Annotated in this window: 15 protein-coding genes; 7 read left to right on the top strand and 8 right to left on the bottom strand. The window is 71.7% G+C overall.

Going from position 1 to position 21809, the window contains the following annotated elements:
• Nucleotides 1-76: 76 nt before the first annotated feature.
• Together pgsA and rimO are read right to left on the bottom strand one after the other, a co-directional pair.
• On the bottom strand, nucleotides 77-700 hold the full coding sequence (gene pgsA / locus K4G59_RS13855; protein ID WP_231251652.1) for a CDP-diacylglycerol--glycerol-3-phosphate 3-phosphatidyltransferase: 624 nt from the start codon (nucleotides 698-700) through the stop codon (nucleotides 77-79).
• On the bottom strand, nucleotides 697-2145 hold the full coding sequence (rimO, locus tag K4G59_RS13850) for a 30S ribosomal protein S12 methylthiotransferase RimO (protein ID WP_231251679.1): 1449 nt from the start codon (nucleotides 2143-2145) through the stop codon (nucleotides 697-699). Before rimO ends, pgsA begins: the two co-directional genes overlap by 4 nt.
• A gap of 276 nt (nucleotides 2146-2421) precedes the next feature.
• Between rimO and K4G59_RS13845 the strand changes: the two genes are divergently transcribed.
• From K4G59_RS13845 to K4G59_RS13835, 3 genes are all read left to right on the top strand, one after another.
• Nucleotides 2422-3882, top strand: a complete 1461-nt coding sequence (locus K4G59_RS13845; protein ID WP_231251651.1) for an HNH endonuclease signature motif containing protein — start codon at nucleotides 2422-2424, stop codon at nucleotides 3880-3882.
• Nucleotides 3883-3992: 110 nt separating this feature from the next.
• Nucleotides 3993-4454 (top strand): NUDIX domain-containing protein, encoded by a 462-nt coding sequence (locus K4G59_RS20675; RefSeq protein ID WP_372461817.1) that lies wholly within the window; start codon nucleotides 3993-3995, stop codon nucleotides 4452-4454.
• Entirely contained in the window at nucleotides 4406-4561 is a 156-nt protein-coding gene (locus tag K4G59_RS13835; RefSeq protein ID WP_231251649.1) for a hypothetical protein, read from the top strand. The genes K4G59_RS20675 and K4G59_RS13835 overlap by 49 nt, the downstream gene beginning before the upstream one ends.
• A gap of 29 nt (nucleotides 4562-4590) precedes the next feature.
• Here the strand turns inward: K4G59_RS13835 and K4G59_RS13830 are convergent, their stop codons facing one another.
• The 3 genes from K4G59_RS13830 to K4G59_RS13820 form a co-directional block, all read right to left on the bottom strand.
• Nucleotides 4591-4845: an immunity protein Imm33 domain-containing protein gene (locus K4G59_RS13830; RefSeq protein WP_231251648.1), complete on the bottom strand. Its 255-nt coding sequence runs from the start codon at nucleotides 4843-4845 to the stop codon at nucleotides 4591-4593.
• Nucleotides 4846-4987: 142 nt separating this feature from the next.
• Nucleotides 4988-6625 (bottom strand): helix-turn-helix domain-containing protein, encoded by a 1638-nt coding sequence (locus tag K4G59_RS13825; protein ID WP_231251647.1) that lies wholly within the window; start codon nucleotides 6623-6625, stop codon nucleotides 4988-4990.
• Complete coding sequence (locus K4G59_RS13820) at nucleotides 6625-9249, bottom strand: FtsK/SpoIIIE family DNA translocase (RefSeq protein ID WP_231251646.1); 2625 nt, start codon at nucleotides 9247-9249, stop codon at nucleotides 6625-6627. Before K4G59_RS13820 ends, K4G59_RS13825 begins: the two co-directional genes overlap by 1 nt.
• A 369-nt stretch (nucleotides 9250-9618) precedes the next feature.
• Between K4G59_RS13820 and K4G59_RS13815 the strand changes: the two genes are divergently transcribed.
• Nucleotides 9619-12714, top strand: coding sequence for a M4 family metallopeptidase (locus tag K4G59_RS13815; RefSeq protein WP_231251645.1), 3096 nt, complete (start codon nucleotides 9619-9621; stop codon nucleotides 12712-12714).
• A gap of 71 nt (nucleotides 12715-12785) precedes the next feature.
• Here the strand turns inward: K4G59_RS13815 and K4G59_RS13810 are convergent, their stop codons facing one another.
• Both K4G59_RS13810 and K4G59_RS13805 read right to left on the bottom strand, forming a co-directional pair.
• On the bottom strand, nucleotides 12786-13649 hold the full coding sequence (locus K4G59_RS13810; protein WP_231251644.1) for a M56 family metallopeptidase: 864 nt from the start codon (nucleotides 13647-13649) through the stop codon (nucleotides 12786-12788).
• 13 nt (nucleotides 13650-13662) lie between these two features.
• Complete coding sequence (locus tag K4G59_RS13805; RefSeq protein WP_231251643.1) at nucleotides 13663-14025, bottom strand: BlaI/MecI/CopY family transcriptional regulator; 363 nt, start codon at nucleotides 14023-14025, stop codon at nucleotides 13663-13665.
• A gap of 109 nt (nucleotides 14026-14134) precedes the next feature.
• On the opposite strand from K4G59_RS13805, the gene K4G59_RS13800 reads away from it, so the two are divergent.
• The 3 genes from K4G59_RS13800 to cydD are packed head-to-tail and all read left to right on the top strand — an operon-like array spanning nucleotide 14135 to nucleotide 20014.
• A complete protein-coding gene (locus tag K4G59_RS13800) occupies nucleotides 14135-15580 on the top strand; it encodes a cytochrome ubiquinol oxidase subunit I (protein ID WP_231251642.1) in 1446 nt (481 codons plus the stop codon).
• Nucleotides 15581-15611: 31 nt separating this feature from the next.
• Nucleotides 15612-16640: a cytochrome d ubiquinol oxidase subunit II gene (gene cydB / locus K4G59_RS13795; protein WP_231251641.1), complete on the top strand. Its 1029-nt coding sequence runs from the start codon at nucleotides 15612-15614 to the stop codon at nucleotides 16638-16640.
• Nucleotides 16637-20014, top strand: coding sequence for a thiol reductant ABC exporter subunit CydD (gene cydD, locus K4G59_RS13790; RefSeq protein WP_231251640.1), 3378 nt, complete (start codon nucleotides 16637-16639; stop codon nucleotides 20012-20014). Before cydB ends, cydD begins: the two co-directional genes overlap by 4 nt.
• Here the strand turns inward: cydD and K4G59_RS13785 are convergent.
• Entirely contained in the window at nucleotides 19977-21761 is a 1785-nt protein-coding gene (locus tag K4G59_RS13785) for a GAF domain-containing sensor histidine kinase (RefSeq protein ID WP_231251639.1), read from the bottom strand. The genes cydD and K4G59_RS13785 overlap by 38 nt on opposite strands.
• Between the last annotated feature and the right edge of the window lie 48 nt (nucleotides 21762-21809).

The raw sequence follows: 21809 nt of genomic DNA, 5'->3' as shown, positions 1-21809 counted from the left end.
GTCCTGTGTCCAACTCTTTCCTGCGAGTGTTGCCAAAAGTTCACGTGCGACTTTGGCGAGACCTGAGGCCCGGATTTCAGTGGTGGTGTGATCCCCGCTGCTTGCGCACCTCGCGGACGAACTCCCAGCCCGACCACATCGTCATCACGACCGCGCCGGCGAGCATGATCTGACTCAGGTAGAAGAGCACCTCGCCCAGCGGTCCGGGCCAGAAGTCGAAGGCCCCGCCGTGAGCGTCACCGTGCGGCAACGGCCAGAGCAGGCCGGCGAGGGCGAAGGCCTGGAGGACCGTTTTGATCTTGCCGCTCTGCGCGGCCGGGATGACCACGGACTTCAGCACCGACAGCCGCAGCAGCGTCACGCTCCACTCGCGGAGCAGCACCACGACCGTCACCCACCACCAGATGTCGCCGACGATCGACAGCCCGATCAGGGCCATGCCGGTCATCGCCTTGTCGGCGATCGGGTCGGCGATCTTGCCGAAGTCCGTGACCAGGCCGTGCTTGCGGGCCAGGTCACCGTCCACCTTGTCGGTGATCATCGCGACCGCGAAGATCCCGAAGGCGATCCAGCGCCAGCCCGGTGAGTCCCCGCCGTCCTGCAGCAGCGCCCAGCCGAAGACGGGCACCAGTGCGATGCGCAGCACCGTCAGGACGTTGGCGATGTTGAGGTTCGAGACTTGCTCCTGCTCGGTGGTCATCGGGTGGCTCCGTCCGCTCGCGCGATCAGGTCGACGCCGTCGGTCCCGGTGACGGTGGCCGTCAGCAGGTCGCCGACCTTCGCACCCTCGGCGCCGGTGAGCAGTGTCGTACCGTCGACCTCGGGGCCCTGGTGCGCGGCCCGGCCCTCGACGGTGTCGGCGTCGACGTGCTCGACGAGCACGACGACCTCCTCCCCCACGCGCTCCTCGGCGCGCTGGGAGTTGAGCTCCTCGACCAGCGCGGTGACGTGCTCGGTGCGGGCGCGGATCTCGTCGTCGTCGAGCTTGAGGTCGTCGCCGAACGCGGCCGCCTCGGTGCCGTCCTCGTCGGAGTAGCCGAAGATCCCGGTGACGTCCATGCGCGCGGCCGCGAGGAAGTCGCAGAGCGTCTGCAGGTCGTCCTCGGTCTCGCCGGGGAAGCCGACGATCACGTTGGACCGCACACCCGCGAGCGGTGCGAGGCCGCGGATCTGCTCGAGCAGGCCCAGGAACGACTCGGGGTCACCGAACCGGCGCATCCGGCGCAGCACCGTGGCGCTGGCGTGCTGGAAGGACAGGTCGAAGTAGGGCACGACGCCCGGGGTGTCGGCGATGGCCTCGATCAGGCCCGGGCGGGTCTCGGCGGGCTGGAGGTAGGAGACGCGTACGCGCTCGATGCCGTCGATGCCCGACAGCTCCGGCAGCAGGGTCTCGAGCAGGCGCAGGTCACCGAGGTCCTTGCCGTAGGACGTGGAGTTCTCGCTGACCAGGAAGAGCTCCTTGACACCCTGCGTGGCGAGCCACTGCCCCTCCTGGAGCACGTCGCTCGGGCGCCGGCTGACGAAGGATCCGCGGAAGCTCGGGATGGCGCAGAAGGAGCAGCGCCGGTCGCAGCCGCTCGCCAGCTTGAGGGGTGCCATCGGACCGGCGTCGAGGCGACGGCGTACGGCGCGGGGTCCCGTCGCGGGCGCGCCGGCGCCGATGTCGGTCACGTCCGCGACCTCGACCTGGTGACCCGGCACCGAGATGGTGGAGGCGTCGCGCTCGGTCGGCGTGATCGGCAGCAGCCGGCGGCGGTCCGAGGGCGTGTGCGGGTGGTGCACCTCGCCGCCGACGATCGCACGCAGCTTGGCCGCGATGTCGGGGTAGTCGTCGAAGCCCAGCACCGCGTCGGCCTCGGGCAGCGAATCGGCGAGGTCCTTGCCGTAGCGCTCCGCGAGGCAGCCCACTGCGACGACCGCCTGGGCCCGCCCGCCGTGCTCGACCTTGAGGTCCGCGGCCTCGAGCAGCGTGTCGACGGAGTCCTTCTTGGCCGCCTCGACGAAGCCGCAGGTGTTGACCACCACGGTGTCGGCGTCCTCCGCGTCGTCGACGAGGACGAAGCCGCCGGCCTCCAGCCGACCGGCCAGCTCCTCGGAGTCCACCTCGTTGCGGGCGCAGCCGAGGGTCACCACGGCGACGTTCAGCGGGGTCGGGGTCTCGGCCTGGGGCTCGTGCTCGGTGGTCGTCATCGCACCCGTGAGTATGCCGGTTCCCTGCGCGTGGAGCCGCACTCCCGTGGCGGTGAGCCGACTCACCCGCGTGTTTCGTCCGAGCAGGCGAGCACATGGTCACCTCGGTGGTCGAACAGCGGTAGCCCAGCGAGGCGTGTCGGGACTCCTCATGACCCCACCCAGATCTTGACTGCTCCTCGTACTTCCCACCCTGGTTCCCTGTCGGACCACTTCCCTACAATCGAACGCATGATCGAGGCACTGGAAGCGGGAGCCGAGGCCGGGGCAGACGCCCTCGGTCCTGCAGCACTGCTCGCCTCGATCCGTTCGGCTCGGTCTGCTGAGGATGCTGCCGCGGCGGAGCAGCTCGACCTCGCCGCCCAGTGGGCCGACCTCCACCCGCCCGAGTCGATCCACACCGCCGCCACCTTCACCGTCGCGGGGTGTGAGCACGAGGAGCCCATCGCCGGCCCCGGCACTCCGCTGGTCGCGGAGTTCTGCATCGCCGAGCTCGGCACCGTCCTGGGCACCACCAGCGTGTCGGCGAAGAAGCTCATCGGTCACGCCCTCGAGCTCCGCCACCGCCTCCCCAGGTTGTGGGCGCAGGTGCATGCCGGACGCGTGCCCGCCTGGCGGGCGAGGGCGGTTGCAGAAGTCACCATCCACTCGAGTCCGGCCCTCACCCGGGAAGCAGCCGCGTTCGTCGACAGCCAGGTCGCCGCGGTCACGGGTCGGATCGGTCCCGCTCAGCTCGACCGCCTCGTCGCCGAGACCATCAAGCGCTACGACCTCGCGACCGCGGACCCGGCCACCGATCCCGAGGACGGTTACCTCCACGTCGACCCCCGCCACGTCACGATCCACGACCAGGACGTCCACTTCGCCGGCACCGTCCGGCTCGAGGCCGAGGTCGACCTCGCCGACGGCCTCGACCTCCACCAGGCCCTCGCCCACCGAGCCGCCACCCTCAAGGCCCTCGGGTCCGTGGAGTCGTTGGATGTGCGTCGGGCCAAGGCCCTCGGCGACCTGGCCCGGACGCAAACCGCGCTCGACCTCTTCCAGCACGGACACACCAACCGCTCGGACGACCGGCAAGCCCTGCCGGTCGCGCGGGAAGTCGTGCTCCACGCCCACATCGACGCCACCCTGTCCGGCGACACCACGATCTTCGGACCGACCGGCCGGCTCGAGGAAGGCCAACGCCTCCTCCTGCTCCACCAGCTCAAGGGCTGGTGCGGCGACTCCCGCACCACGATCACCGTCAAGCCGGTCATCGACCTCAACACCGAGAAATCCGCGCCCGGCTACGCGATCCCCGACCGGATCCGCGACCACATCACCCTCCGCGACCGCACCTGTGTTTTCCCGTGGTGCGGTCGCCCCGCCCGCGGGTGCGACGTCGACCACGTCACCGAGCACGACCATCACGCCGACGCAGAAGGCCGACCCCAACCCGGGCCGACGCACACCGACAACCTCGCGGCCCTGTGCCGCTTCCACCACCGGCTCAAGACCCACACCGCCTGGCACTACCGGATGACCGCGCCCGGAGTGTTCGAGTGGACCAGCCCGCACGGCCACCGCTACCGCCGCGACCGCGACGGGACCACCGCACTCGACCCACCCGCACTCGACCCACCCGCACTTGCCCCACCCGCACTCGACCCACCCGACCCCGGCCCACCCCGGATCCCGTCGCCTCGAAGATGACGCCGCCCCACACCCCGCCATCCACGTGATGGCGGGGCCACAGGCGCGTCCGGTTGGCATGACAACCGCGGGGCAGGCGATGTGCGCCGCACACGGGCACGCGGACTGACATGCTGAATCGGGTGGACCCCACGTCAGCTGACTGGCATGGCCGCTTTCCTCGACTCTTCGAGGAGACGTACGTGGACTATGCGGGCGCGAAGATTGCGTACTCCAGCGGAGTAGCGCCCGACGACCTCGTCGCGCGCTTGCACGTCATCGCCGTGACCGAGCAGCTCGAGGTCGTGGTGTGCCAGAGCGCCGAGGGATGGCGCTTCCTGCCGGGTGGAACCCGGGAGCCGGGCGAGTCCCTCAGAGAGCTCGCGCGGCGAGAGCTGCTCGAAGAGGCGGGTGCCGTCCTGGAAGGACCGGTGATCCAATTCTCCGCACACCGAGTCGCCAGCGAACGGGAGCACCCGTATCGACCACACCTTCCTCATCCGCTCGCCTACTGGGCCTACGCCGTCGGGCCAGTGCGAGTCGCGTGTCCGCCGGTCAATCCCCCGACGGCGAGACCGTGGCCGAGGTGTTGACCCTGCCGGCCCCACGAGCGGCGGCCTACCTCGACGCGGGAGAGGACCCCATCCACGCCGACGTCCTCCGACACGCCACGGCGCTGGGTCTGTTGGACGACTCCTAGCGATCGCCGTCTCCGCGTGCGGACGACGCTCAGACGTCCAGCAGCGAGTCGTCCTGCCGCACGTCGGTGTGACCGGGAGCGTAGACGAAGCGCGACCCGGCCGGGAGCTTGAGCAGCGGGTCCAGCTCAGGACAACGCTCCAGTGCATGAGCCACGTGCCAGGGCTGGAAGAAGTCTGCGTCCTGCTGCAGCTGCCCCGTCCAGAGGTGCCAGCCGGTGGTGTCACCCTGCGGCGGATGGCGCAGACCATGGAGCGGCCACTTCCAGACTCCTGCCTCGACCACCGCATGCGACGCTCCCAGCACACCTCTGGCAGTCACCATCCCGACACCGTGCCACGAGCCCTCGCCCGGAGACCAGCGCCCTGATTCGAGCTCCTCATGACCGACTGGGACCGCCCTGGCCTGAGGTCAACCGACGGATCGGTCAGGGGGCGACGAACGTGCCCTGACCGGACACGCCGGCCTCGCCGATCGCACGCGCCTCGGCGCCCGCGATCGACACCGTGACGGCACCGTCGGTCGACATCACCCGCACCGGCGGGGACGCCTCCATCTCGCGGCTCTGGCCTGCGGCCAGGGCGCCACCGAAGACCTCTTCGCCGGCACCGTCGCGCACGACGATGCGGGCGCCACCGCCCGGGGCACTGACCACGACCGCGACGGGTTCCGCGGGCGGCGCGTTGCCGGCACCCTGCGGTCCTCCGGACCCGTTGAGCACCGGGTTGGTCCCGCGCAGCTCGGGCGGGGTGTCCATCACGAGCCGGGCGATCGACCAGGCCAGCACCAGAGCCATGACGACGGCCACGAGCACAGACCAGTTCGGGCCACCGCGCGTGCCGCGGATCGAGCCGTTCACCCCCGTGGCGAGCTCAGCCTCGAAGACGCGCCGCGGGTTGATCGGGGCGTGGGCGTAGCGCTCGTCGTACGACGCCAGCAGCGGCGCCACGTCGATGCCGAGCACCCGGGCGAGGGTGCGCAGGTGGCCACGGGCGTAGAAGTCGCCACCGCAGGGCTCGAAGTCGTCGACCTCGACGGCCTCGATCACGTGCGGGCGGATGCGGGTCCGGTCGGCCAGCTGGTCGACCGTCAGGCCGAGCCGGGTGCGGGCGGCGGCCAGCTCGGGGCCGATGACCGGGTCCTCGGCGGGCTCGACCTCGAAGTCGTCGAGCACCAGCGGCTCGACCGGCTCGCCCGGGTGGGCGATGGCGCGGACGCGGTCGCCCCACGACTGGGTCTCCTCGACGAGGCTGACCCGGCCGGGACGACGGAGCTCACGGCCCTCCAGCTCGGCGACCTCGCTGTCGTCGATGTCGCGACGGACCTCCGAGCGTCGCCCGGCACCCGTCTCGCGCAGGGCCGCCGGCGTCGGGCTGGCCACCAGCTCCTCGACGGGCTCCTCCACGACGGGTGCCTCGGCGGAGGGCGAGTCCTCGGCAGCAACGTCGGCGACAGCGACGTCCTCCAACACGACGACCTGACCGGCGTCACGTGCGACGCGGACCAGTGCCTGCGACAGGTCGTCGCCGGCACCGACGACACGCGTCGAGAGCCCCAGCGGCACCGCGAAGGGTGCTCCGTGCAGCAGGCGCGAGAAGCTGGTGTGGCGCTTGCCAGCGCCGGTGAGCTCGGCCTCGATCAGCTCGAGGTTGTGCGGCACCACGACCAGGCGGCCGTCGTGCAGCAGGTCGCGGCGCGGTGTGTGCTCGACGTGGTGCACCGCGGTCCACGGCAGCCCGCGCCAGGTGCGCCCGAGGCGGATCCGGATGCCCTGCGCGTCGGCGACGAGCAGCGGGGTGCGCGAGTCGACGAGCCCGACGAGCCAGTAGGCGCCGAGCAGGCCCATCGCGACCACGAACGCCCAGTCCAGCGCGGACCCGCTCTGGGTGGCGCGGCCGAGGTAGGCGATGGCGACCGCGGAGGCGGTGAGCCCGACCCCGGCGGCGACTCCCGCGTGGCGGCGTACCTCCACGACGTCGGGCGCGACGCTCAGCACGTCACCGTGCCCGCTCCCCTGCCCCGTCTCGTCAGCGTGGACCTCGGTCTCGTGCATTGCGGCGCCCATCAGGCTCCCCCCTCCAGAGTGGCGATCACTGCGTCGATCTCGTCAGGCTTGACCAGCACGTCGCGGGCCTTGGATCCCTCGCTGGGACCGACCACGCCACGGCTCTCCATGATGTCCATCAGCCGCCCGGCCTTGGCGAAGCCGACACGGAGCTTGCGCTGCAGCATCGACGTCGAGCCGAACTGCGTGGAGACGACGAGCTCGATGGCCTGCACCACCAGCTCCATGTCGTCGCCGATGTCGTCGTCGAGCTCGCGCTTGGACTCCTTCGGAGCCGTCACGTCCTCGACGTAGGTCGGCTCGAGCTGGTCCTTGCAGTGCTTGACGACCTGGTGGATCTCGGCCTCGGTGACCCACGACCCCTGGACGCGCACCGGCTTGGAGGCACCCATCGGCAGGAACAACCCGTCACCCTGGCCGACGAGCTTCTCCGCGCCCGGCTGGTCGAGGATGACGCGGCTGTCGCCCAGCGAGCTGGTCGCGAACGCCAGTCGCGACGGGACGTTGGCCTTGATCAGACCGGTGACGACGTCCACCGAGGGCCGCTGCGTGGCGAGCACCAGGTGGATGCCAGCGGCACGAGCGAGCTGGGTGATGCGCACGACCGAGTCCTCGACGTCGCGCGGCGAGACCATCATCAGGTCGGCGAGCTCGTCGACGATGACCAGGAGGTAGGGGTACGGCGCCAGGACCCGCTCGCTGCCCGCGGGCACCTCGACCTTCCCGGCCCGCACGGCCTTGTTGAAGTCGTCGATGTGGCGGAAGCCGAAGTTGGCCAGGTCGTCGTAGCGCATGTCCATCTCGCGCACGACCCACGCCAACGCCTCGGCGGCCTTCTTCGGGTTCGTGATGATCGGCGTGATCAGGTGCGGCACGCCCTCGTAGGCGTTGAGCTCCACCCGCTTCGGGTCGACCATGATCATCCGCACCTCGTCGGGCGTGGAGCGCATCAGGACCGAGGTGATCAGCGAGTTGATGAACGACGACTTTCCCGAGCCCGTGGCACCGGCCACGAGCAGGTGGGGCATCTTCGCCATGTTGGCGACCACGAAGCCGCCCTCGACGTCCTTGCCGAGCCCGGCGACCATCGGGTGGTGGTCGTTGCGCGCGGTGGACGAGCGGAGCACGTCGCCGAGGGAGACGATCTCCTTGTCGACGTTGGGGATCTCGATGCCGATCGCGGACTTGCCGGGGATCGGGCTCAGGATCCGCACGTCGGCCGACGCGACGGCGTAGGCGATGTTCTTCGACAGCGCGGTGACCTTCTCCACCTTCACCGCGGGACCGAGCTCGACCTCGTAGCGCGTGACGGTCGGGCCGCGGGTGTAGCCGGTGACGGTGGCGTCGATGCCGAACTCGTCCATCACCTGCATGAGCCGCTCGACGACCGCGTCGCTCGCCTTGGACCGGGCCTTGTGCACCGATCCCGGCTTGAGCACCTCGTTGCCGGGCAGGGAGTAGGTGATGTCGCCGGACAGCGCCAGCTGCTCCACCCGCGCCGGCAGCGGGGTGTGCGGCGGCGGCTCGAGCGCCTCGGGCGCCGACGGGGCGTCCGGCACGGCCGGGCTGACCTCGGTGGGGGCGTCGGCGAAGAGGTCGATGCCGTAGTCCTCGAACGGCTCCTCGGCCGCAGGCTTGTTCTTGCGACGCTTCTTGAGCTCGCGGTCCGACAGCACCGGGCTGTCGTAGGCCGGGTCGCCCATCTCGGGGTCGACCTCGTCGTCGAGCGCCGAGCGGCGGCGGGTGCGCACCGGCTTGGTGGGCTGCTCGGCCTCGGGCTCGGCGTGGGTGCGGCCCAGCGCCTGGTCGCGCAGCGCGGCGAGGCGCGCCGGGACCTGGTAGACCGGCGTGGCGGTGATGATGAGGATGCCGAAGGTCGCCAGCAGCACCAGCAGCGGCACCACGACGTACGGCGTCTGCATGAGGTCGAGCAGCAGGCTCGAGGTGACGTAGCCGACCGCGCCGCCCGCCTCCTGGAGGTTCGAGGCGTCGCCGAGCACCGGCTGCGGGTTGCCGTTGGCGATGTGCACGATGCCGAGCAGGCCCAGCGCGAAGGCCGACCAGCCGATCACCTGGCGACCGGCGGGGCCGTTGCGCTCGGGGTCGCGCAGCGTGCGCCACCCGGCCCAGACGAGGAACAGCGGCACGAGCCAGCCGACCTTGCCGACCGCGCCGGCGGTCACCGAGCGGGCGAAGTCCATCACTCCGCCGGGCAGCTGCCACCACACGGCGGCCGCCGCGACCGTGGCGAGGCCGAAGAGGAACAGGCCCACTCCGTCGCGGCGGTGCTCGGGGTCGAGGTCACGCGCCGACTGCCCGATCGAACGGGCGAGCGCTCCGAGGGCGTGGGCCAGGCCCAGCCACACGGCGGCCACACCGCGACCGATCGCACCGAACGAGCGTGCGACCGGCCCCGGCCCGTTGCGCACGGCGCGGGGCGCAGGACGCGATGCGGGTCGGCGCGAGGACGCGCTCGAGCGGCTCCGCCCCTTCGCGGACGAAGAGGAGGAGCGTTTGTTGTTGCCGGTACTCCGTGATCGGGTGCTCGAACCCTTGGTGGTGCGCTTGGTTCCAGACGTGCTCGAGCTCCGCGACCCCGGCGGGGAAGACGTACGGGTCGCCATGGGCCGACCCTACGGCCACGTCACACCAGTCACAGGGACCACACGAGTGCGTGTCGTGTTGCTGCGCGCGTCCACATCGAGGGCGACTACACCCCTGAGGCGGAAGTTTGCGCCCGATAGTCGGTCGTCCCTTCCCGAAAGTCGGACGTCCTTCTTATGGTGTCCCAGATCACTCGAGCTCGGATCTCGGGTGCAGAAGGAGAGGTCACGCAGTTGAAGCGACTCACTCGAGGCCAGGGACTGTCCCTGGGCCTGACACTCATCGCCGCTGGGCTCGCAGTCCAGCCGCTGGTCGGCGCGCAGGCCGCGCCTTCCAGCCAAGCGGACCCGTCGGTCGTCAGCCGACTCCGCGATGCCGCCTCCGGGTCCGTGGACCTGCGAGCAAACCCAGCCACCGGACGCGTCGGCTTCGTCCGCGCCCTGGGCACCAACCCCGACCTGCTCCCCGGAGTCGCCGCTGAGGGGCGCCAGGGAGCCATCGAGAAGGCCACGACCTACCTCGACAAGTTCGCAGGCGCCTTCGGCGCCCGGGCCGGCGAGCTGACGCAGACCGAGGTCTACGCCGACAAGGCCGGCTGGTCGGTCACCTTCGAGCAGTCCTATCGGGGCGTGCCGGTCTTCGCCGCCGAGGTGAAGGCGCACGTGGACCGTGAGGGCGACCTCACGTCGGTCAACGGCTTCGCCGCACCCGGCCTCTCGCTCGACGTGGCGCCGCGCCTGTCCAAGGCGCAGGCGTCGGAGAAGGCCCTCGCCGCCGTCAAGGCCAAGCCTTCCGGCCACGAGGACGGCGGACCCGCCGGTTACCGCGACGGCCTCACGGTCCGCAACGCCGAGCTCACCGTCTACCGCACGGGCAGCACGCGCGGCATCGACGGCGAGGCCCGCCTTGCCTGGGCCGTGGAGGTCTGGAACAAGGCCACCATCCGCGAGTCGCTGATCATCGACGCCGCCACCGGCAAGCCGCTCAACCGCTGGTCGATGATGGCGCACGCGCTCGAGCGCCACGTCTACGAAGCCCAGCAGGAGGCGCCCTACGGTTACGACCGCGTATGGAGCGAGGGCGAAGCCTTCCCCGGCGACATGACCGAGGACCAGCAGAACGAGGCCCTCGGCGCCTCGGAGTCCTACTGGCTCTTCCGCAACACGTTCGGCTACAACAGCTGGGACGGCAACAGCGGCCCGATGTACACCATCAACAACGACCCGCGGATCAGCTGCCCCAACGCCAACTGGAACGGCTTCTCGACCAACTACTGCACGGGCGTGACCGGTGACGACACCGTCGCCCACGAGTGGGGTCACGCCTACACCGAGTCGACCTCGGGCCTGATCTACCAGTGGCAGTCCGGCGCGATGAACGAGGCCTACTCCGACATCTGGGGCGAGACCGTCGACATGCTCAACAAGCGTCAGAACGAGGGCGGCGAGACGCCGGGCGACCCCGTCTACCGCACGCCCGGCCTGTGCTCGGACTACACGCGGTCCGACATCACGATGGCGATCACCGCTCCTGAGAACGTGGCAGGACCGTGCACCGCAGCGCCCGCCTCCTTCGGGCCGACCATCGGGCAGACCCCGGTGACCGGCACCGCGGTCGTCGGCGTGGACGGCACGGGCACCCTGCCCGACGGAAGCGCTGACAACTCGACGGGCAACGGCTGCCTGGCGTTCACCAACGCCGGCGCCATCGCCGGCAACTGGGTCTACGTCGACCGCGGCGCCTGCACCTTCGGCACCAAGGCCGCCAATGCCGAGGCCGCTGGCGCCGAGGGCATCGTCGTGGGCGACATCGTCGCCGGTCGTGCGCCGATCTCGATGTCCGGCTCCGCCGACATCTACGGCGTGATGGTCACTCTCGAGGACGGCGCGAAGTTCAAGTCCGCCGGCGAGCCGGTCAGCTTCACCACGCAGGCCGTTGCCGCTGACACCGACGAGACCTACCGGTGGCTGTCCGGCGAGTCCGACCCGGCCTTCGGCGGTGCGATCCGTGACATGTGGAGCCCCAACTGCTACGGCGACCCGGGCAAGGTCTCGGACGAGGAGTACCACTGCACCAGCGACGACGCCGGCGGCGTCCACTCCAACTCCGGCGTGGTCAACCGCACGTTCGCCCTGCTGGTGGACGGCATGGACGGTCAGGGCACCGGCATCGGCCTGGACAAGGCAGCGTGGCTGTTCTGGCACACCCAGACCAACTACCTGACGCCGGCGTCCTACTTCCCGGACCTGGCCGACGGCCTCGAGGCCTCGTGCGAGGTGCTCCAGGGCCGCAGCCTCGAGGTGGTCACCCTGGGTGACCCGCAGCAGGCCGACGGCTCCGACGGCGGCGTTGTCGACCCGGAGACCTTCGGCGGGCTCGAGGAGGCCGACTGCGTCTACCTCAAGGACGTCATCGCCGAGACCGAGCTGCGCATGGACCCGACGGAGCAGTGCGACTGGCAGCCGCTGCTGGCCAAGGGTGCTCCCACGCTCGACTGCGGCAACGGCACCACCACCCAGACGGTCTTCTCGGAGGACTTCGAGGACGGTCTGGCGGGTTGGACCCAGGACGAGGAGCTCGGGTTCCCCGAGGCTTCGGGCTACGCATGGGAGGCGTCGAACGACGCGCCTGGCGGTCACGCCGGTGGCGTGGCCTTCGGCCCCGACCCCGTTGCGGGCGACTGCTCCGGCGGAGCGGGTGACATCACGAGCCGCAACGGCCTGATCACGCCCGCCATCACGGTCCCCCAGGGCACCACCCCGCGGATGTCGTTCGACCACTACGTCGCCACCGAGGCGACGTGGGACGGCGGCAACGTGAAGGTGAGTGTCGACGGGGGCGACTTCGAGCTCGTCCCGGCCGACGCCTACCTGTTCAACGCGCCCGGCGGCGAGCTGGACTCACGTCAGGGCCCGATGGGCGGCGAGCCCGCCTGGACGGGCACCGACGGCGGCCAGCTCAAGGGTTCGTGGGGCACGTCGATCATCGACCTCGGCGCGATCGCGTCGAAGGGTGCGTCGGTGAAGTTCCGCTTCGACATGGGCCGCGACGGCTGCAACGGCATCGACGGCTGGTACGTCGACGACGTGAAGGTCCAGGTGTGCGCCACTCCGGCGCCCACGCCCACGCCCACGCCGACGCCCACGCCGACGCCCACGCCGACGCCCACGCCGACGCCCACGCCGACGCCCACGCCGACCTATGACTCGACGACGAAGGCCAAGGTCTCCCCGAAGCGTCCCCGTGTCGGCAACGACTTCACGGTGATCGGCAAGGTCAAGACGGAGAACCGGGCCCTGCGGGGCAAGGTCATCTTCCGCATCGACGGCAAGCGCGTCGGCTCGCGGAAGATCCGCGAGGGCCGTGCAGTGATGACGGTCCGGAAGAACTACGGTGCCGGCAAGCACACGCTCGTCGTCATCTACCGCGGCACCGACGCGGTGGCTCCGAGCCGGGACAAGCTGAGGTTCCGGATCCGCCGCTGACCCTGGGGCAGCGACAGCACGAAGAGGGCCCCGGTGGAGCGATCCACCGGGGCCCTCTGCACGCCCTGGATTCAGCGCAGCCCCGCCAGCCAGGGCAGCACGACCAGCAGCGTGGGGAGCGCGAGGATCGCGGCGGCGAGCGCCAGCACCAGCAGGGCCTGCGCCCGGTGGGGGCGCGTGTCACGCAGGACCTCCACCCGGGCCGCGAGCGAGCCGGCCGACCCCAGCGCCCCGGCGGGAGCCGGGGAATCGGCCAGCTCGAGCAGCGCCGACACCAGCGCGCGGCGATCACCGGTGCGGCAGGCGGCCCGGTCGGCCAGCACCTCCACGAGCACCTCGACCTCGCGGCGCGCCGACCCGCTGGCCACCCAGCGAGGGAAGGCGCGGTGCAGCACGGCGAAGGCCTCGAGGACGAGGTCGTGGCGCGCACGCAGGTGCGAGCGCTCGTGCTCGAGGACTGCTGCCAGCTCCTCGGGCGCGAGGCGAGTCAGGGTCGGGCGGGACACGACGATCCGCGATCCGGTCATGCCCGGCACGCAGTAGGCGACCGGGAGGTCGTGCTCGAGCACCGACACCCCCCCGTCCGTGCGCGCCACCAGGTCGACCCGCGCACGGTGCGCACGACGCATCCGGCGCAGGGCGGTGCCGGTGCGGTGGCCGCTGAGCAGCAGCCGCGCCGCGACCACGACCGTCACCAGACCGGCGAGCGCCGCCACGACGACGTCACCCACGGCGACGGGCGCCAGCCAGAGGCGGTCGGTGGCCAGGGAGAGCCCGGCCCCGAGCGCGGCGAGGACCGCGGCCAGGGCGGTGCTCTGCCACAGCAGCATCGCCGCGGAAGGCGTACGCCTCAGGCCCGTCCAGCGCGACAGGGCCCTCGGCAGCGGACCGGCGAGCGCCACGGCGAGCGCCCCCAGCACGAGCGGGGTCAGCACGCGCGAGCCCCGGTCAGGTGAGGTCGGCGAGGGCGCGGCGCAGCGCCGCGAGGTCCTCGGCGCTGGCCTCGCCCACGAAGGAGACGAGGGCCTGGTCGCGGTCGGCGCCGGTCGCCTCGAGCGCCTCGCGCATCAGCTCGGCGGTCATCGCGGCGCGGCCCAGGCGCGGCGCGTAGCGAAAGGCGCGGCCGTCGCGCTCGCGGACCACGACGTCCTTGGCGACGAGGCGGTCGAGCACGGTCATCACGGTCGTGTAGGCGAGGTCGCGCCCCTCGAGACAAGCGTGCACCTCTCGCCCGCTGGACGGGCCATCAGCGTCCCACAGGGCGTCGAGGACGGCCTGCTCGAGCTCTCCCATCCGGGACCTTGGACTCATGGAACAGGAGTCTAGGGGCCCTGACCGAGGAAGTACGACATTGCGTAGTATCTACTACGATCTGTCGTAGTACTGCGCCACGGCGCCTGACCAACGCAAGGGTGTGCCCATGGACGTCCTCGACATCGCCCGGTGGCAGTTCGGGATCATCACCGTCTACCACTTCCTGTTCGTGCCGCTGACGATCGGGCTCACCGCCGTCATCGCCGGGCTCGAGACCGCGTGGGTGCGCACGGGCAAGGAGGACTACCTCCGCCTCACCAAGTTCTTCGCCAAGCTCTTCCTCATCAACTTCGCCATCGGCGTGGTGACCGGCATCGTGCAGGAGTTCCAGTTCGGGATGAACTGGTCGGACTACTCCCGCTTCGTCGGTGACGTCTTCGGGGCGCCGCTGGCGGTCGAGGGCCTCCTGGCCTTCTTCCTGGAGTCGACCTTCCTCGGCCTGTGGATCTTCGGCTGGGACAAGCTGCCGCGCGGCCTGCACGCGGGGTGCATGTGGCTGGTGCACCTCGGCACGCTGGCGTCGTCGTGGTTCATCCTGGCGGCCAACTCGTGGATGCAGCATCCGGTGGGCTACACCTACAACGCCGAGTCCGGTCGCGCGGAGCTGACCGACTTCTGGGCGGTGATGTTCAACAAGGTGCAGGTCGTGACCTTTCCGCACGTGATCCTCGCGGCCTACATGACCGCCGGCACCTTCCTGCTCGGCGTGAGCGCCTACCTCTACATGAAGAAGAAGCACGAGGCCGACCGCCCGATGTACCACCGCGCCATCCGCATCGGCGCCGTCATCACGCTGCTCGCCGGCATCGGCGTCGCGATCACGGGTGATCTCCAGGGCAAGGTGATGACCGAGGTGCAGCCGATGAAGATGGCGGCCGCCGAGGGCCTCTACGAGACCAGCGAGAGCTGCGCGCCGTTCTCCGTCTTCACCGTCGGCACGCCCGACGGCAAGGAGGAGAAGCTTGCCGTCACGGTCCCCTGCCTGCTGTCCTTCCTCGGCACCGGCTCGATCGATGGCACGGTCGAGGGCATCAACCCGCTGAGCGAGGACTACGTCGAGACCTACGGCCAGGACCCCACGTCGAAGGCCTACACCGAGGGTGACTACACCCCCGTCATCCCGGTCACCTACTGGTCCTTCCGCTTCATGATGGGCCTCGGCGCCTTCGCGGCCGCCGGCGCGGCGCTCATCCTGTGGCTGACCCGCACGGGGCGTACGCCGGGAGTGCGCTGGCTCGGCGCCCTCGGGATCAGCCTGCCCATCGCCACCACGCTCGCGAGCTCGTGGGGCTGGATCTTCACCGAGATGGGCCGCCAGCCGTGGGTGGTCTTCGGGTTGATGACCACCGAGTCGGGCGTCTCCCCCGGCGTCTCGGTCTTCGAGGCCGCCACCTCGCTCATCGTGCTGACGCTGCTCTACGCGCTGCTCGCCGTCGTCGAGGTCAAGCTCCTCATCACCTACGTCAAGAAGGGCGCGGACCCCTATCTGGAGCCGCCCCGGGTCAAGGTCGGCGGCTCCGACGAGGACAAGCCGCTCACCTTCGCCTACTGACCACCGACGACGTCACGACAGAGAGATCACCATGGAACTGACCACCGTCTGGTTCGCCCTCATCGCCGTGCTGTGGGTCGGCTACTTCTGCCTGGAGGGGTTCGACTTCGGCGTCGGGATGCTGCTGCCTGTGCTGGCCCGCGACGACACCGAGCGCCGCGTCATGATCAACACCGTCGGTCCAGTCTGGGACGGCAACGAGGTGTGGGTCCTGGTCGCGGGCGGTGCCACCTTCGCCGCCTTCCCGGAGTGGTACGCCACCCTCTTCAGCGGGTTCTACCTGCCGCTCCTGCTCATCCTGGTCGCCCTCATCGTGCGCGGGCTCTCCTTCGAGTACCGCCACAAGCGCGAGGAGACCGAGTGGAAGGGCCGGTGGGACCTCGCGCTCATCATCGGCTCCTTCGTGCCGTCGCTGCTGTGGGGCGTCGCATTCGCGAACATCGTCGCGGGGGTGCCGATCGACGCCGACAAGGAGTTCACCGGCAGTCTCTTCACCCTCCTCAACCCCTTCGGCCTGCTCGGCGGACTGGTGACCCTCACCCTCTTCGCCACCCACGGGGCGATGTTCGTCGCGCTCAAGACCGACGGCGAGATCCGCCGCCGGGCCCGCGACCTCGCCGTGCGCATCGGCGGTGTCGCCGCGGTCCTCGCGGTGGTCTTCCTCGTGTGGACGCAGCTCAAGACCGGCACCGCCCTCACCGCGGTCGTCTTCGCCGCAGCCGCCGCCTCGCTGGTGGCCGGGCTCGTCTCGGCCCGCGCCGGGCGCGAGGGCTGGGCCTTCGTGGGCACCTTCGTCACGATCGCGCTGGCCGTCGTCGGCCTGTTCCTGGGCCTGTTCCCCGACGTGATGCCGTCGAACACCGACCCGGCGTACTCGCTCACCACGGCCAACGCGGCGGCGACGACGTACACGCTGAAGGTGATGACGTGGGTCGCGGTGATCTTCACCCCGATCGTCCTGGGCTACCAGGCGTGGACCTACTGGGTCTTCCGCAAGCGCATCTCGGTGCGGCACATCCCCACGGCCGTCCTCGCCGGCTCGAGCGACACCGCGTCGTGAGGCCGCTCGACGCGGCCGTCCGCACCCACCTGCGACCCGCGCGCGGAGCGCTCACGATCGTGGTCGCGAGCGGTGTGCTCGGCGGCCTGGCGACGGTGGCGCAGGCGTTCGCGCTCGGCGCCCTGGTCGTGGCAGCGGTCAGCGGGAGCGACTGGACGAACGCCGCGTGGTGGCTGGTCGGGCTCGTGCTGCTCCGCACCGCGACGGCGTACGCCGGCCAGCTGGCGGCAGCACGCGCGGCCGGCGAGGTGTCCGGCGCGCTGCGCCTGCGGCTCCTCGACGCCGTACGCCGCACCGCGGACGTCGCGCCCGCCCGCCTGTCGGTGCTCGCGACCCGCGGGGTGGCCGGGGTCGAGCCCTACGTCACCCGCTACCTCCCGGCGCTGGTGCCCGCCGCCGTCCTGCCCGTCCTCACCCTCGTCGCGATCACCTGGCTCGACCCGCTGTCGGGACTGGTCGTCGCGCTGACCCTGCCGCTGGTGCCGGTCTTCGCGGTCCTGGTGGGCCTGACGACCCGCGACCGGGCGCGGACGCAGTGGCGCGCGATGGAGGCGCTGTCGGGCCACTTCCTCGACGTGGTGCGGGGCCTGCCGACGCTTGTGGCTCACCGGCGGGCCGACGCCCAGGTGGCGACCATCCGCTCGGTCACCCATCGCTACCGCCGGGCGACCGTCGACACGCTCAAGCTCGCCTTCGCCTCCTCGTCCGTCCTCGAGCTGGTCGCCACGCTGTCCGTCGCGCTGGTGGCGGTGACCGTCGGGCTCCGGCTGGCGTCGGGGTCGGTCGACTTCCGCGTTGCCCTCACCGTGCTGCTGCTGGCGCCGGAGGCCTACTGGCCGCTGCGCCGCGTGGGCGCAGAGTTCCACGCCGCCGCCGAGGGCACCGCTGCACTGGCCGAGGCCGACGCCCTGCTGGCCCGGGCCGCCTCACGGCCTCTCGGGACAGAGCGCCCGGCACGCGCGACACTGGGCCTGCACGGGCTCGTCGTCGGCCACGACACGCCCCTGACCGCACCCCTCGACCTCGACCTGCCCGAGCGCGGGCTCGTCGCGATCGCGGGGCCATCCGGCTGCGGCAAGTCGACCTTGCTCGCGACGCTGCGCGGCGAACTCGCGCCCCGCGACGGGGACGTCGTCGTGGGCGGCACCCCCCTGCCGCGGACCGACCCCGCGTGGTGGCGTGACCAAGTCGCCTGGGCGCCGCAGCGGCCGTGGCTGCTCGCCGACACGATCGCCGCCAACGTCCGCCTCGGGCGCCCCGGCACCGGCGACGACGAGGTGTGGTCCGCACTGGCCGCGGTCGGCCTGACGGACGTGGTGCGCGCCCTCCCGGAGGGCCTGGACGCGCCCCTCGGCGAGGACGGCGCCGGCCTCTCCGCCGGCCAGCGGGCCCGCGTCTCGCTCGCGCGCGTCGTGCTGGCCGCCCGACCCGTCGTGCTCCTCGACGAGCCGAGTGCGCACCTCGACGACGAGACCGAGCAGGTGCTGCTCGACACGATGACCGTGCTAGCCCACACCAGCCTGGTCCTCGTCGTCGCCCACCGTCCTGCCGTGCTTGCCGCCGCGGACCGGGTGCTGGAGCTGGCCCCCGCTGCCCCGCCGGAGGTGGCGGCACACGACAGCGGACGCCCGACCCTGGCGGCACACCGCTCCGAAACGGCCGCAACCCCTGTCCTGTGCCGCCACGCCCCGGCGACTTCGGCCACCGTCCCCGCACCTGAGGACGACCCCCACCCCCGCTGGGGCCTGCGCACCGCGACGCTGCTCGGATCGCTGTCGACCGCTTCCGGCGTCGCGCTCACGGCGACCGCAGGCTGGCTCATCACCCGCGCCAGCGAGCAACCGCCCGTGCTCTACCTGATGGTCGCGATCGTCGGCGTACGCCTCTTCGGGCTGGCGCGCCCGGTGCTGCGCCACGTCGAGCGGGTGCTGAGCCACGACGTCGTGCTGCGAGAGCTCGCCGACCGCCGGGCGCAGGTCTACGCCGACCTCGTCCCGCTCGTGCCCGGACGCCCCGGCCCCCGGCGCGGCGATCTCCTCACCCGCGTCGTCGACGACGTCGACGCTCTGCTCGACGACCGGCTCCGGGTGCGGCAGCCGGTCACCACGGCCGCGCTGGTGGGCTGCGGTGCGACGCTGCTCACCTGGCTGGTCGTCCCGGCCGGCGGCCTGGTCGTGCTCGGCGTATGTGCCACCGGTGGGCTTGCCTTCACACTGGCCCGTCGCGGGGTGTCGGCCGTCGAGCCGGACCTCCTCGCCGCGCGCGCAGCCCTCGGCACAGGCGTCGAGGAGGTCGCTGACGGCCTGCGCGAGCTGGAGCAGTGGGCCGCTACACCGCGAGCGCTGGCCGCGGTGCAGCAACAAGGAACCACTCTCGCCGTAGCCGTACGCCGCTCCGCGCGCGCCGTCGCCGCTGCCTCCGCCCTCGCCACCGCGGGCACCGGCCTGGGCGTGGTGCTCGTCGCCGCGACCGTGACGACCGCCCACGTCTCCCCGGCGCTCCTCGCGCTGCTGCTGCTGGTCCCCCTGGCACTCGCCGACGTGACCGGCGGTCTCGCCGACGCGGGCGCGCTGTCGGTGCGCGCCGGCGCCGCCCGCGAGCGCCTCGACCGGCTCGCGGCCACCACCCCGGCGGTCAGCGATCCGCAGTCCCCTGAGGCGCCTCCGCACTGCCACGCGCTCGCCCTCCGCGACGCGGAACTCGGCTGGACCCAGCGGCCCGTCCTGGCGCTCGACAGCCTGGACCTCCGCCCGGGCGAGCGCCTCGGGATCACCGGCCCTTCGGGCTCGGGCAAGTCGACCCTGGCCGCCACACTGGTGCGCTTCATCGACCCCGTGTCGGGCGTGGCCCTGCTCGGCGGCACGGACCTGCGCCGGCTGGCGCTGGACGACGTACGCCGCACGGTGGGCCTCGTCGACGACGATCCGCACGTCTTCGCCTCCTCCGTCGCAGAGAACGTGCGGCTGGCACGACCGCGTGCGAGCGACGAGCACGTGCGCGACGCACTGGACCACGCCTGGCTGGGCGCGTGGGTCGACGGCCTGCCCGACGGCATCCACACCCACGTCGGCGCCGGGTCGCGTGAGGTCTCGGGTGGCGAGCGCGCCCGCCTGGCGATGGCAAGGGCGCTGCTGGCCGACGCCCCGGTCCTGGTGCTCGACGAGCCCACCGCCCACCTCGACGCCGCCACGGCGCGGGCCGTCGCGGCTCAGATCCTCGACGCGGCCGGCCGTCCGGGGCGCTCGGTCGTGTGGATCACGCACGGCACGATCGGCCTCGAGGCGATGGACCGGGTGGTCCACCTCGACGCAGCCGGTCCCGACCGGACCGGTGTGCTCAGCCCTGCTCTCGCAGGGAGCGCAGCGGCAGGGTGAAGCGGAAGGTGCTGCCGTGGCCGAGCTCGGACCTCACCGAGAGCGTGCCGCCGTGGGACTCCGCGATCCGCTGGGCGATCGGCAGGCCGAGGCCGGTGCCCGGCACGGAGAGCGCGTTGGGGTTGGTGGAGCGGTGGAAGGCCGAGAAGACGTGGCCCTGGTCGGCCGACGAGATGCCGATGCCGGTGTCGGTGACCTCGATGCTCACCTCGTCCTCGCCCACCTCCATCGACACCGTGACCGAACCGTCCTCGGGCGTGTACTTCACGGCGTTGTCGACCATGTTGTCGATGACCCGAGCAAGCTCCTCGGGGTCGCCGAACACCACGACCGGGGCCGTCCCGGTGCGCTCGAAGGCCAGCCCGACGCCCGCCTGCTTCGCCCGGATGCTGAGCAGGTCGACGCTCGCCTCGCACAGCTCGGCGAGGTCGACCGCGCGGCGCACCGTCTCGCGGCGACCCTGGATGCGGGAGTAGTGCAGGAGGTTGGCGACCAGGTTGTTCAGGCGCTGGGCGTTGCGGATGATCGCGTCCAGCGACGTCATGTCCGGGTGGCGGTCGGCGATCAGCTCGGCGTGGCCGAGGATCGCGGTGAGCGGGGTCTTGAGCTCGTGGGAGATCGTCGCGATCAGCTCGCTGCGGTAGCGCGCGAGCTCGCGCAGCTCCTGGACCAGGCGTTGCTCGGTCTCCAGGACGCGGGAGGCGCGCACCGCCTGCGCGAGCAGACGCCCCACCTCCAGCACGGCGTCGGCCTCCGACAGGGTCAGCGGTCGGGCGTTGCGAGCGAAACCGAGCACGAGGTAGCCGACGAGGTCGTCCCGCGAGACGAGCGGGCACACGAGGGCACGCTGGACGCGCAGCGCTCGCATCAGCTGCTGCATCGGCTCGATGCTGGTCGGCAGCCGCACCGACGTGACGTCGTGGAGCCCCAGCTCGACCAGCACGGGCAGGTCGTCGAGCGCGGCGAGGTCCTGGCGGATCTGCGGCACGTCGTGGTCGGGGGTGAAGGGACGCGGGGTGCCCACGCCGATCTGGTGGCCCTGGGCGTCGCTCGGGAAGGTGCGTACGACGGCCTGGGTGGTGCCGAGCGCCTCCGCGACCGCCTCCACCGCCGTCGTCACCGCCTGGGCGAGCCCGCCCTGGACGCCGGCGCCGGCCGCCGCGACCGAGGTCAGCATCCGGTCGAGGCGGGCGCGGTCGGTGAGTCGCTCGCGCTCGCGGGCGTTGGACAGGGCCACGCCGGCCTGCACGGCGAACATCTCCAGCAGCTCGCGGTCGGCCTCGTCCGGCACCCGGCCGTCGGCAGGCAGGTCGACGGCCATGTTGCCGAGGAGCTCGCCGCCGGCGGAGTAGAGCGGGGCGTAGAGCGCGTGCTGGGGGTGCCAGGCGTCCGGGTCGTCGCTGGGCTCGACCTCGGGGATCCAGGCGGCGCGCAGTCGCGACTCCGACATCCGGCCGGCGGGGACGAAGCGCAGGATGCCCCACCGGTCGGCTTCTCGGAACTCGTCGAGGATCTGCTCGGCCGGGGTGCGGCGGTGCAGGATCTGCGCGACGACGTCGGGCGGGCCGGCGACGTTGGTCATCACCAGCACGTCGCCCTCGAGCCGGGCGATCGCCGCGACGCCGTAGCCGAGGACGTCGACCACGCCGTGCGCGATCTCCTCGAGGATCACCTCGGTGTCGGTGGACGAGTTGACGCGTCGCATCAGCTCGGCCAGACGACTCAGCGCGCCCTGGTTGCGCGGCATGCCCACCTCCCCACGAGGTCGTTCGGTGCCCTCCAGCCCCGTGACGGA

Source organism: Nocardioides furvisabuli, assembly GCF_021083185.1.
GTDB classification, from domain to species: Bacteria; Actinomycetota; Actinomycetes; order Propionibacteriales; family Nocardioidaceae; genus Nocardioides; species Nocardioides furvisabuli.
This window is presented reverse-complemented; position numbering and strand designations above follow the sequence as displayed.

Bases quoted from the DNA above. Each gene is read 5' to 3' on its own strand.
- pgsA (WP_231251652.1), bottom strand. From the start codon at position 700: ATGACCACCGAGCAGGAGCAAGTCTCGAACCTCAACATCGCCAACGTC.
- K4G59_RS13845 (WP_231251651.1), top strand. From the start codon at position 2,422: ATGATCGAGGCACTGGAAGCGGGAGCCGAGGCCGGGGCAGACGCCCTC.
- K4G59_RS20675 (WP_372461817.1), top strand. From the start codon at position 3,993: ATGCTGAATCGGGTGGACCCCACGTCAGCTGACTGGCATGGCCGCTTT.
- K4G59_RS13825 (WP_231251647.1), bottom strand. From the start codon at position 6,625: ATGGGCGCCGCAATGCACGAGACCGAGGTCCACGCTGACGAGACGGGG.
- K4G59_RS13820 (WP_231251646.1), bottom strand. From the start codon at position 9,249: ATGGCGACCCGTACGTCTTCCCCGCCGGGGTCGCGGAGCTCGAGCACG.
- K4G59_RS13805 (WP_231251643.1), bottom strand. From the start codon at position 14,025: ATGAGTCCAAGGTCCCGGATGGGAGAGCTCGAGCAGGCCGTCCTCGAC.
- K4G59_RS13800 (WP_231251642.1), top strand. From the start codon at position 14,135: ATGGACGTCCTCGACATCGCCCGGTGGCAGTTCGGGATCATCACCGTC.
- cydB (WP_231251641.1), top strand. From the start codon at position 15,612: ATGGAACTGACCACCGTCTGGTTCGCCCTCATCGCCGTGCTGTGGGTC.
- K4G59_RS13785 (WP_231251639.1), bottom strand. From the start codon at position 21,761: ATGCCGCGCAACCAGGGCGCGCTGAGTCGTCTGGCCGAGCTGATGCGA.